We start from the raw sequence: 11800 nt of genomic DNA, 5'->3' as shown, positions 1-11800 counted from the left end.
ATGTTGTTCAGTGCAGCAAAACTGAAGGCGACGACATCGTAAGACGATTCAATCGATTAATTGGGAATACTTGGTGAGATGCCGAGCAGTCTGCTTTACCGCGCTATGTGGATAAAGTGCGCAACACCGATTGCTCGAGTGCCGATGCGGCGTTATACCCCCAGGTTAAGGTCTGGGTGCCGATACTGGTTTAAGTAGGTGTATCCGTGCCGGGGAGGATTTATTCTGGTCGTTGACTGCCGGTCAAAACGCCGGTTGTATCTGCATTGAATGGATCGATATGACAATTCTGTCGGACGCCGTCCCCATCGCTCTCTCCTGTTCAGTAATGCAATCCTCATTGAGGTTTGGCATCGCCATAATTCCTGCGGTCTGTCCCGGCGTTGCCGGATACTGAACGATCATTGAGCCTGGCCTTTCTGCCGGCTCTCAAATTGGACATTGATTTCATGAGTAAATCGTCAAATTCACTTTCACTTCCAGCCAGATTGTGGCTGCTGGTACTGGGCGCGGTCGTCCTTGCCGCAGGTTTGTTCTTCGCCATCGGCGGCGGCAAGCTCGTTGCGCTCGGTGGCAGCCCGTATTTCGTGACGGCAGGTGTCGCGCTTGTCGTTTCGGGTCTGCTGATCCTTCTTCGCAAACCTGCAGGCGCGCTTCTCTTCGGTCTGGTTTTCATCGCGACCGGCATCTGGGCGGTCTGGGAGGCAGGCTTGCATTTCTGGCCCTTGATCTCCCGCCTGCTGGCGATCGGCGTCGGGGCCACTGTGGTGGCGCTCTCCTATCCGCTGTTGCGGCGCGCTCAGGGCAAGACGCCTGCCTATGGCTCGTCTTTTGCCATTGCTGCCATTCTAGCCATCGCCTCCGGCGCTGGTTTTGCTGGAATGTTCGTGGCCCATCCGACCGTCGCCTTCAAGGGTGAGGTGGCTCAACTGACACCGGTAACGGCTGACAAGGAGCAGAAGAACTGGGAGCACTACGGCAATACGTCAGGCGGCAGCCGTTTCGTCGCTCTTGACGATATTACCCGCGACAATGTCAAAGACCTCAAGGTTGCATGGACTTACCACACCGGCGATACGCCGATCAGCCCCGGCGCGAATGGTGCCGAAGACCAGGAAACACCGCTGCAGGTTGGTGACACGGTTTTCCTCTGCACGCCGCACAATAATGTCATCGCGCTCGATGCCGATACCGGAACTGAAAAGTGGAAAACCGAGATCAACGCCAAGTCGTCCGTCTGGATGCGTTGCCGCGGTCTTGCCTATTTCGATGCAAAGGCACCGTTGCAGCAGCCAACGGCGCCTGGCTCGACGCCCGTGACGCCCGCGGTCGTGGCCGATGGCGCGCTTTGCCAGCGCCGCATTTTGATGAACACGATCACGGCCGAACTGATCGCGCTCGATGCCGATACCGGCGCGTTTTGCCCCGATTTCGGTACGAATGGTCGCGTCGATCTCAAGATCGGGCTTGGTAATGCGCCCGATCCGCAATATGTTCTCACTTCCGCGCCAACGCTTGCAGGCACGACGGTCGTCGTCGGGGGACGTATTGCCGATAACGTCCAGGTGGATATGCCGGGCGGCGTCATGCGCGGCTTCGACGTGATTACGGGTGAACTTCGCTGGGCCTTCGACCCGGGCAATCCCGAAATCACCAAGCTGCCCCCTGAAGGCCAGACCTATACGCGCTCAACGCCGAATGTCTGGGCATCCATGTCCTATGACCCGGATCGGAACACGGTCTACATGCCGGTCGGCAGCCCGTCGGTCGACCTTTATGGCGCCACGCGCACGCCGCTCGATCATAAATACGGCGCATCGATGCTGGCGCTCGATGCAACGACGGGTCGTGAGAAGTGGGTCTACCAGACGGTTCATAACGACCTCTGGGATTTCGACGTACCGATGCAGCCAAGCTTCATCGATTTCCCGAAGGCGGATGGCACGACAGTACCTGCGCTGGTCTTCGGCACCAAGGCTGGACAACTCTATGTTCTCGACCGCGCCACCGGTCAGCCTTTGACGAAGGTGGAAGAGGTTCCGGTCAAGCCGGCCAACATTCCGAATGAGCGCTATGCGCCAACGCAGCCGCGCTCCGTCGGCATGCCGCAGATCGGTGCGCAAACCCTTACCGAAGCGGATATGTGGGGCGCGACACCATTCGATCAGCTTCTATGCCGCATCGCTTTCAAGGGCATGCGCTATGAGGGCCTTTATACGGCGCCGGGCACTGACCTGTCTCTCAGCTTCCCGGGCTCGCTCGGCGGCATGAACTGGGGCGGTCTTTCGACCGATCCGACGACGAACACCATCTTCGTCAACGACATGCGGCTTGGCCTGTGGATCCAGATGAAGGAAGCCGCCCCGACCAAGGCAACGGCAAGCGGTGGCGAAAGCGTCAACACCGGCATGGGCCTCGTGCCGATGAAGGGAACGCCTTACGCGGTCGATAAAAACCGCTTCCTGTCTGCGGTCGGCATTCCTTGCCAGGCTCCGCCCTATGGCACGATGACAGCCATCGATATGAAGACGCAGCAGATCAAGTGGCAGGTTCCTGTTGGCACGGTGGAAGATACCGGTCCGCTCGGGATCAAGATGGGCCTTCCAATCCCAATCGGTATGCCCACACTGGGCGGCACGCTCGCCACACAGGGCGGCCTCGTCTTCATCGCCGGCACGCAGGATTACTATCTGCGCGCCTTCGACACCGCGACCGGCAAGGAAGTCTGGAAAGCCCGTCTTCCCGTCGGCAGCCAGGGCGGTCCGATGAGCTACAAGTCACCCAAGACCGGTAAGCAGTACATCGTCATCTCGGCGGGCGGCGCACGCCAGTCACCCGATCGCGGCGATTACGTCATTGCCTATGCATTGCCGAAATGATCGCGGCTTGATTGCAAAGAGAGACAATCGAACCCGGGAGCAGTCCCGGGTTCGTGCGTTTTGGAGAGCGGATGCTGCTGGAACGGCGCACGGCAGATGGCGTGGGAGGCCCGCTCGGCAGTAACCATTCCCGTCAGCCGACTATTGACGGGTTGGGCTGATAAGTTTCGTATTCGCCCAAGAACGGTCATAGCGATGTTGGGAAATATCTATATGGTTCGGCGCAGGCATTTTTAGCTTAGAAAGGTTTTATTTGTGAAGGAACTATCTCGAAAGATCACCCCAGTACTTCTGGCAGGCGGCGCTGGATCTAGACTTTGGCCAGTATCACGGGATCAGTTGCCCAAACAGTTCCAGCCTCTTGTCGGAGAGCTTTCGACATATCAGCAGACCTTAAAGCGCGTCAGCGACAAGAGCCTTTATGCGGAACCGCTGGTGATCACCAACGAGGATTTTCGCTTCTTCGCAAGACGACAGGCCGAAGAGATCGATCTGCAGGCAACCGTCGTCTTGGAACCGGCGCGCCGCGACAGTGCTGCCGCCATGGCTGCCGCAGCACTATTGGCTGATCGGCGCGAAAAGGGCTCTCTTGTACTGGCGCTTGCGGCTGACCACGTGGTGCTGGACAATGATCTTTTCGCGGATGCGGTGAGGCTGGGCGCGGAAGCGGCTGAGCAGGGAAATATCGTCGTCTTCGGCTTGACGCCGACCGAACCACGTACGTCCTACGGTTACATCAATCCCGGCGAGGCCATCAACGGCAATCAGGATCTTTGTGTCGTAGAGGCTTTCGTTGAAAAGCCGGATGAGGCGCGTGCTGTCAGCTACGTCGAAAAGGGCTATCTCTGGAATTCCGGCAACTTCCTGTTCCGCTCCGATATCATGATCGAAGAATTGAAGAGCCATGCTCCCGAGATCTTGGCGGCGGTGCAGGCGGCTGTCGAGAACCAGGAAGTCGATCTCGGCTTCGTTCGTCTCCATAAGGAAAGCTTTGAATCCTCTCCGAAGAACTCGATCGACTATGCCGTCATCGAGAACACCAAACGCATGGCAGTCGTGCGAGGTCACTTCCGTTGGTCCGATATCGGTAGCTGGGATGCCATCTGGGAAATTGCCGACAAGCATGGCGCTGATAATGCGATCGAGGGACAGGGGATCATCGTTGATTCCGAAGGTTGCCTCGTGCATTCCACCGGCTTGCTGACGACTGTCGTCGGTGCCAAGGATCTCGTCGTGGTCGCCACGAAAGACGCGGTTCTGGTCACGCCGAAGAACCGTGTCCAGGACGTCAAAGGCCTGGTGGAAACTCTGAAAGGTGGCGATCATTCCTTGAAGACGGAGCGACACAAGCGCGCCTACCGTCCATGGGGTCACATCGAGCAGACGGATTCCGGTCATCGCTATCGAGTCAGCCACGTGAAGGTCGAGCCGGGTCATCGGATTTCGCTGCAACAGCATTATCACCGCTCGGAGCATTGGATCGTCGTCCGGGGCACCGCAACGGTCACGATTGAAGACCAGACTCGCCTTCTGACGGAAAACGAGTCGGTCTATATCCCGATTGGCAAGCCGCATCGCTTGGCGAATGAGGGCCAGATCCCGCTCGAACTGATCGAAATCCAGACCGGCTCTTACTTGGGTGAGGACGATATCATCCGTGTGCACGACGACTATAGGCGTGAGTAGAATTCGCGCCTCGATGTTGGGGCGCGGATCGGCTCAGGCTGCGGAAGACAACTTGACGGCGCCTTGTGCCGGCAAAAGCCGTAGCACTTCATCGGTATAGGCCATGCTGTTTTGAAGCGCCTTGTCGAGGTTGCTGACCTGTGACGGGTTCATCATGTGGAGATAACCGCGAAACTCGAACATGTCGCGGAAGGCGGCGCGTTCGATGATCGGCGTGTTCAGCACGTTGACGTCGCGCTTGGCGAGCAGCGCTTTCGCTGCCAGCAGCGCGCGCGTCGTCACCATCGAATTGACGCGTGACAAGAGCACGGAATGCGGGATCTTGATGCCTGCACGATCGTCGAGATAGCGGAGGAGCTCCAGCACCTGTGCGGCACCCTGCGCATCCATCGTGCTACCCTGAACGGGGATGATGACGTGGTTGGAGAGGCCGACGGCCGTTGCCAGAAGCGGAGACTGAGCGCCTGGCAGATCGATGATCACATGGTCGAACTTCTTACGATTGTCGAGCACATGCTGTTGTAGGCTCGTCACCGAAACATAGGTGATGACAGAAAGATCAATGCGGTGATCGGCATTCTCGCGCCACCTGGAGAGCCAGCGTTGCGGGTCGGTGTCGATCACGCAGACGCGCAAGCCCCGGCGGGCAAGCTCCGACGCCAGGAGAAGGACCGCGGTTGTCTTGCCTGCACCGCCCTTGGTGTTTGCGAACGTGATGACTGCCATGAAGAACCCGAGCAAAAAGAGGGAGGCGGCGATCATCGCGCATGAACCGCACCCATCTCATGGTGCGGTCCAATCATTCAACAATATGGTTAACAGGGTCTGAAGACGATGCGTAAGAACTCAGCGTCTTTGGTCTTCCGCCATGATTTCGCGCGCGATCTGATCGAGCGAAACGATCTTGTCGACGCCGCCATGGGCGATCGCTTCCTTCGGCATACCGAAGACGATGCAGGAGGCTTCATCCTGCGCAATCGTGTAGGCCCCGGCCTGATGCATTTCCAGCATGCCGCGGGCACCATCGTCCCCCATACCTGTCATGATGACGCCCATAGCGTTCGATCCGGCAGAGCGCGCGGCAGAGCGAAAGAGCACGTCGACCGACGGCCGGTGACGGGAGACGAGCGGGCCGTTTCGGACCGAGACATGGTAGCGTGCGCCCTGGCGCTCCAAAAGCATATGTTTGTCGCCAGGTGCGATCAGCACGTGGCCGCGCAGCACCGGGTCGCCATCTTCCGCTTCCTTGATCTCGACTTCGCAGAGACCATTCAGGCGCTTCGCGAAGGCCGCGGTGAACTTTTCCGGCATGTGCTGGACGATGACCATGCCCGGTGAATTTGCCGGCAGTCTCTCCAGCATTTCCCGCAGGGCTTCGGTACCGCCTGTCGAGGCGCCGACACAGATCACCATTTCCGTGGTCCGTGCCATCGCCTTGCCCGACGGTGGTGGCAGCACGGCATCTGCCGTCAACTTGGCCTGGGTACCAAGCGTGCTCGACGCGCGAGGCTGGGCACGCACGCTCTTGACCCGCGCATGCGCCGCACTCTTGACGACTTCGCAGATACGCAAGGCGGATTCCGCCAAATGATCCGCAGCGCCAATGCGAGGCTTGAGGATAACGTCGACGGCCCCTGCTTCCAAGGCCTGGATCAACGTTTCAGAACCTGCTTCGGTCAAGGAGGAGCACATCACCACCGGGATGGGATGCTGCGACATGATCTTTCGCAGAAACGTAATCCCGTCCATCCGCGGCATTTCGACGTCAAGGGTGATGACGTCCGGGAGATCGTCTTGGATCCTCTTTGCGGCGATGAAGGGGTCGGAGGCAGCGCCGATCACCTCGATCGCAGGATCGGCCTCCAGCACAGCGGTCAGCGTTTGTCTCACGCTGGCAGAGTCATCAACGATGAGGACGCGTACTTTTTTGACCATGATAACCTACTGCTTGAGGAAAACCGTGTTGGCGACCTGTTTGACCGGCAGATTGATGCCGGTGACAGACTCCGAGTGCCCGATCATCAGATAGCCGCCGGGCGCCAGGCACTTGCAAAGCTCTGTCAGCACATGGGTCTGTGTCTTTTTGTCGAAGTAGATCAGCACGTTGCGGCAAAAGATGATATTGACCGGCGCGCCGATGTCATAGGACGGATTCATCAGGTTCATGCGGGCGAAGCCCACCTTCGAGCGCAGCTTTGGCGAAATTCGGACATCGCTGCGATATTTGTCTCTTGCCTGCATGACATATTTGCGTTGCATGGCGTTCGGCACGGGCTCCAGAAGATCCCGATTGTAGATGCCGGAGTGCGCCTTCTTTAGAACGTCTGTGGAGAGATCCGTCGCGAGGATGCTGAAATCGGAGATCACGCCCTTCTCGACGGCTTCCGCCATGATCATCGCCATCGTGTAGGGTTCGGCACCCGTCGAGCAGGCGGAACTCCACGCGCGCGGCTGTCTGATACCCTGTTTGGCAAGCATCGGAAGAGCGGTTTTTTCAAGAAAGTCGAAGTGGTTCGGTTCGCGAAAGAAATCCGTCTTGTTCGTCGTTACCACGTCGATGAGATATATGACCTCGTCTTTCAGACCGTCCTGGCGAAACAGATACTCGCAATAGTCCGAAAAGGTCGGAAAGCCCGTCGCGCGCAAACGCTTGCGCAGACGGCCTTCCAGCATCGAACGCTTGGCGTCCGTCATCTTGATTCCGCAGTAATCATAAATGAAGGCGGATAGCTGGCGGAAATCGCGGGTGTTCAAACTATCTTCGAAGTTGACGCTAACAGCTGTACTCAATTACTCGTCCTCTCAGGCGGCGCGCATCGGGCCGTTGTCGACCTTTGCAAGCTCGCCAGCATCGCCAGAGAACAGCTTTGCGAGATCGATGATGACGACGAAATCGCTTTCGCGGCGAACGACCCCGGCGATATAGCTGGAGTTCCAGCGAATACCGATGTCAGGTGCGGTCTCGATCTGATCCTGCCTGAAAGGCGTGACCTCGAAGACTTTGTCGGCAACGAGACCGAGCGCCAGCACCTTTTCGACGAAAGGAATGTCGAGCACCAGAATGCGCGTATGCGATGTCTTCACCGTCTTGGTCATGCCAAGGCGTAGGCGAAGGTCGATGACCGGAACGCCCTGTCCGCGTACATCCCTCAGGCCGAGCAGATAATCAGGACCGTGAGGGATCTTAAAGGCTTCTTCGTGGTCGAGGATTTCACGAACGACGTCCACGGGAACCGCGAAGACTTCCTCGCCAAGGCTGAACGTCACGTATTGCATGGTAGATGTTGGGCTCGCCATTTGCGTCTTCTCCAGAAGTCTTGGTCGACATTGCCGATGAGGCGTGAAGGTGTTTCAGATTGCAGGAAGCGGGAGGCTTCTTGCGCGACTTACTTGCTGTTACCTGCCGTGCAGAAAATCATCATCGCTTGAGTCCGGTCCACCCATCGACATGTCCAGCGCAAAGCCCTTGGCACGAGCCTGTTGGGCATGCACGGTGCCAGTTGGCGCAGGGCGACGGACAGGAGCTGCAGGCTTTGTAACACTGCGGGGCCCTGGCGCTGCTACCGCCTGGCGGACAGGTACGGGCTTTGCCGGAGCCGCTGCCTCGGCACGCGCAACCTTGAAGAAAGCGATGCTCGATTGAAGCTCTTCGGCCTGCGCCGCCAGTTCTTCGGATGTTGCAGACATTTCTTCCGAAGCGCCGGAGTTCTGCTGTGTTACCTTGTCAAGCTGCTGGATCGCCTCGTTGATCTGGCTTGCGCCAATATCCTGCTCACGGCAAGCCGCAGAAATTTCGGCCACCAGTTCCGCGGTCTTGCGGATATCCGGAACCAAGCGGTTGAGCATCTCGCCCGCGTCGGTCGCGACCTGCACCGTCTCGCCGGAGAGCGAGGAGATTTCAGCGGCCGCCGCCTGGCTACGTTCGGCAAGTTTGCGGACTTCAGAAGCAACCACGGCGAAGCCTTTACCATGCTCACCGGCACGTGCAGCTTCGACAGCAGCGTTGAGTGCGAGAAGGTCAGTCTGACGAGCGATCTCCTGAACGATCGAAATCTTCTGCGCAATTGTGCGCATCGCAGCGACAGCACGACCGACGGCTTCACCGCTTACCTCTGCGTCCTTCGACGACTGGCGGGCAATCTTCTCTGTCTGGGCAGCGTTATCGGCGTTTTGCTTGATGTTTGCCGCCATCTGTTCCATGGAAGCGGATGCTTCTTCGGCAGAGGAGGCCTGCTCCGTCGCACCCTGCGAGACTTGCTCCGCGGCAGAGGACAACTGGTGACTACCGGCGGCAACCTGATCGGCGGCATTCGAGATACCGGCTGCCACCTTAGAGAGATTTTCCACCAATGAGTTGATGGCGTCTTTCATCTTTTCGTGGTCGCCTTCGCACTCGATCTCGACGAATTCGGTCAAGTCGCCGGTGCTGACCAGATCGAGAACACGATTGCCTTCCGCAATGGGCAGGATGATCGCGTCCAGCATGCCGTTGATGCCCGTCACGAGTCCGGCAAAATCGCCGGAAAAATGATCGGCAGCGCCGCGCTCACTCAGCTTACCGGCGGTGGATGCGTCGATCAGACGCTGAAGTTCCTTGATGATCTCACGGAAATTGCCACGAAGCGTTTCGATCGTCTCGTTGATAAAGGCTTTTTTGCCAGGAAACTGTTCCAACTGGGCGTCGAAATTGCCTTCGCCGAATGCCTTGACGCAGGCCATCGCCTTCTTTTTTACAGCGATATGGCCCGCCACCATGTCGTTGATGCCTTTTGCCATCACCGCAAAATCGCCCTTGAAATGATCGACGGGAACGAAGACGTCGATATCGCCCTTGTCATGTTCGGACGACATCTTGTTCATCTCAGCGATCAGGCCGCGCAGATTGCCGCGTAAGGTTTCGATCGTGTCGTTTATGAAGGCTTTTTTGCCCGGGAGCTGCTCAAGAGGAGCATCGAAGTTGCCCTCGCCGAGTTCACGGACGCAAGCCATTGCTTTCTTTTTGACGCTGATATGGCCAGCGACCATCTCGTTGACGCCCTTCGCCATTGCGAGATAGCTGCCTTTGAAGGTCTCGACTGGTATCGCCACATCGATGTCGCCGCGATCGTGTTCGGCGGACATGTGGGAGATCGATTGTGCAAAGGCTTCGACGGGACGTGTCGCTGCCTCAAGAAGAGCGTTGACTGCCTCCAGAACATCTCGTGCACCGCCGGTCGCACGAGCGAGATCGGCGCGTGCAGATATGTTTCCTTCCTCGAAGACGGCCTGGAGACGCTTAATCTCTTCGATTGCCGTTGAGGGACGGGAGGATTTTTTCATCTGAACGTATAGCGACATCTCTTGTATCCTTACGCCTCTTAGAACTCTGGTGTTTCCTTGATCGTCAAACTGGCCGTTTGCTTCTTTGGGTCGTTGGTACCGGCGTGACTGCGTCGGTACCAACTAGCGATAAGATTTTTACGCGCTTTGCTTGAAGTCCTGGTCGTTTTCGTCTGGGCCGCCCATGGACATGTCGAGTGCAAAGCCGTTGGCGCGCGCCTGCTGGGCGTGGACGGATTGCGAAGGAGCAGGGCGGCGAACGGGAGCGGCAGGCTTCGCAGCCGGACGATGCGTTGCCGCGGTAGCCGCGGGGCGGTCCGGTGCTGCGCGGCGGTTTGCATTGGCACGGTCCACCTTGAAGAAGGCGATGCTGGCCTGTAGTTCTTCTGCCTGTGCGGCGAGTTCTTCAGACGTGGCAGACACTTCCTCGGAAGCACCGGAGTTCTGCTGTGTCACCTTGTCGAGTTGCTGGATCGCTTCATTGATCTGGCTGGCACCGATATCCTGCTCGCGGCATGCGGCAGAGATTTCCGCCACCAGTTCTGCCGTCTTGCGGATGTCTGGAACCAGACGGTTCAACATATCGCCAGCTTCAGTCGCGACCTGAACGGTTTCGCCGGAGAGCGAGGAGATTTCGGCTGCTGCGGCCTGGCTGCGTTCTGCCAGCTTGCGAACTTCCGAGGCAACCACCGCAAAGCCCTTGCCATGCTCACCGGCACGTGCGGCTTCGACGGCGGCATTGAGTGCGAGAAGGTCAGTCTGACGCGCGATCTCCTGAACGATAGAGATTTTCTGTGCGATGGTACGCATGGCAACGACGGCACGACCGACAGCTTCACCACTGGCTTCGGCGTCCTTCGACGACTGGCGAGCGATCTTCTCGGTCTGGGCAGCGTTGTCGGCGTTCTGCTTGATGTTGGCCGCCATCTCTTCCATGGAAGCGGAGGCTTCTTCGGCAGAGGATGCCTGTTCAGTCGCGCCTTGCGATAACTGTTCGGAAGACGAGGACAGTTCCTGGCTGCCGGATGATACGTTGCCGGCTGCGGCAAGCGCATCACCCACGACGCCACGCAGGCGCTCGACCATGTCGTTTACATGCGTGATCAGTACACCGATCTCGTCACGGGATGTCACTTGAATATTCTCTGTCAGATCACCTTCGGCTACCTTGCGAACCGCTGTCGTTGCCCTTGTGAGGCCGCGACTGATGGAGATGCTGATCCATATTGCTGAAACGATAGACACGACGCCAGCGACTGAAGCGATAATCACAAGCGTGCTGAATGTGCTTTGGTAGGTAGCGTCGCTCGCCTCATCGGCTTTTTTAACAGCGGCTTCGGTCAAGCTGGAAAGCGATTCCGTCAGGGCGTCTAGCTTTTGACCCGCCACTGTTCCTTCATTCTGGTTCAAGGCAAGCGCGTCATCACGGCGACCCGTTTTCATGTAGCCGACAAGACTATCTTCCAGCTTCTCGTAGCCAGCCCAGAATTCGCGAATTTCCATCCACTTGCTTTTGAATTCTTCGGGAGCTGCAGCTTCGCCCGCATTAAGCGCCGTCCTGAAGTTTTTTCTCTCTTCTTCGATGGTTTCGAAGGCGGCGTTCATTTTCTGCTCGGTGGTTGCGAGCAAAAGATCGCCCTCTGCCAAACCGAGACCATCAAAGGCCTTCGCCAGATCATTGGCCACATCATCCTGTTGGATTGGCCCGGTCATCATAGCATCTTGGAGCGTTGCCAATTGATTGAGGCCACTGATACCAAAAATCGCACAGCCTGCCATGAGGCCGACGAGCAATGTAAAAATCAGAGTGAGTTTCAATTTAATCGTAAAACGCATCGAGGTGTTCCTTAACTAAGTAGGACACATAGCCCATGCTATCATGCCGCTTTTCAAAGAGACCTTGGCCCCGTAGTGGC

Annotated in this window: 8 protein-coding genes; 2 read left to right on the top strand and 6 right to left on the bottom strand. The window is 57.7% G+C overall.

Annotation, left to right across the window (positions count from 1 at the left end):
* Positions 1-449 precede the first annotated feature (449 nt).
* On the top strand, positions 450-2879 hold the full coding sequence (locus tag QE408_RS02700; protein WP_306928322.1) for a glucose/quinate/shikimate family membrane-bound PQQ-dependent dehydrogenase: 2430 nt from the start codon (positions 450-452) through the stop codon (positions 2877-2879).
* Positions 2880-3134: 255 nt separating this feature from the next.
* Complete coding sequence (locus QE408_RS02695; protein WP_306928320.1) at positions 3135-4565, top strand: mannose-1-phosphate guanylyltransferase/mannose-6-phosphate isomerase; 1431 nt, start codon at positions 3135-3137, stop codon at positions 4563-4565.
* Positions 4566-4598: 33 nt separating this feature from the next.
* Here the strand turns inward: QE408_RS02695 and QE408_RS02690 are convergent, their stop codons facing one another.
* The 6 genes from QE408_RS02690 to QE408_RS02665 form a co-directional block, all read right to left on the bottom strand.
* Entirely contained in the window at positions 4599-5291 is a 693-nt protein-coding gene (locus QE408_RS02690) for a ParA family protein (RefSeq protein WP_306928319.1), read from the bottom strand.
* Between the two features lie 120 nt (positions 5292-5411).
* Positions 5412-6500, bottom strand: a complete 1089-nt coding sequence (locus tag QE408_RS02685) for a protein-glutamate methylesterase/protein-glutamine glutaminase (protein ID WP_306928318.1) — start codon at positions 6498-6500, stop codon at positions 5412-5414.
* Positions 6501-6506: 6 nt separating this feature from the next.
* Positions 6507-7355, bottom strand: a complete 849-nt coding sequence (locus QE408_RS02680) for a CheR family methyltransferase (RefSeq protein WP_306928316.1) — start codon at positions 7353-7355, stop codon at positions 6507-6509.
* Positions 7356-7367: 12 nt separating this feature from the next.
* Positions 7368-7862: a chemotaxis protein CheW gene (locus QE408_RS02675; protein WP_306928315.1), complete on the bottom strand. Its 495-nt coding sequence runs from the start codon at positions 7860-7862 to the stop codon at positions 7368-7370.
* Positions 7863-7961: 99 nt separating this feature from the next.
* The gene (locus tag QE408_RS02670) at positions 7962-9902 is read right to left on the bottom strand and encodes a methyl-accepting chemotaxis protein (RefSeq protein ID WP_306928314.1); all 1941 of its coding nucleotides are present in this window, start codon (positions 9900-9902) and stop codon (positions 7962-7964) included.
* A gap of 120 nt (positions 9903-10022) precedes the next feature.
* Positions 10023-11720: a methyl-accepting chemotaxis protein gene (locus QE408_RS02665; RefSeq protein WP_306928312.1), complete on the bottom strand. Its 1698-nt coding sequence runs from the start codon at positions 11718-11720 to the stop codon at positions 10023-10025.
* Between the last annotated feature and the right edge of the window lie 80 nt (positions 11721-11800).

The sequence above is a fragment of the Agrobacterium larrymoorei genome (assembly GCF_030819275.1).
GTDB classification, from domain to species: domain Bacteria; phylum Pseudomonadota; class Alphaproteobacteria; order Rhizobiales; family Rhizobiaceae; genus Agrobacterium; species Agrobacterium larrymoorei_B.
Note: the sequence above shows the minus strand (reverse complement) of the source record. Positions and strands in the feature narration are given on the sequence as shown.

Bases quoted from the DNA above. Each gene is read 5' to 3' on its own strand.
- QE408_RS02700 (WP_306928322.1), top strand. From the start codon at position 450: ATGAGTAAATCGTCAAATTCACTTTCACTTCCAGCCAGATTGTGGCTG.
- QE408_RS02690 (WP_306928319.1), bottom strand. From the start codon at position 5,291: ATGGCAGTCATCACGTTCGCAAACACCAAGGGCGGTGCAGGCAAGACA.
- QE408_RS02670 (WP_306928314.1), bottom strand. From the start codon at position 9,902: ATGTCGCTATACGTTCAGATGAAAAAATCCTCCCGTCCCTCAACGGCA.
- QE408_RS02685 (WP_306928318.1), bottom strand. From the start codon at position 6,500: ATGGTCAAAAAAGTACGCGTCCTCATCGTTGATGACTCTGCCAGCGTG.
- QE408_RS02665 (WP_306928312.1), bottom strand. From the start codon at position 11,720: ATGCGTTTTACGATTAAATTGAAACTCACTCTGATTTTTACATTGCTC.
- QE408_RS02675 (WP_306928315.1), bottom strand. From the start codon at position 7,862: ATGGCGAGCCCAACATCTACCATGCAATACGTGACGTTCAGCCTTGGC.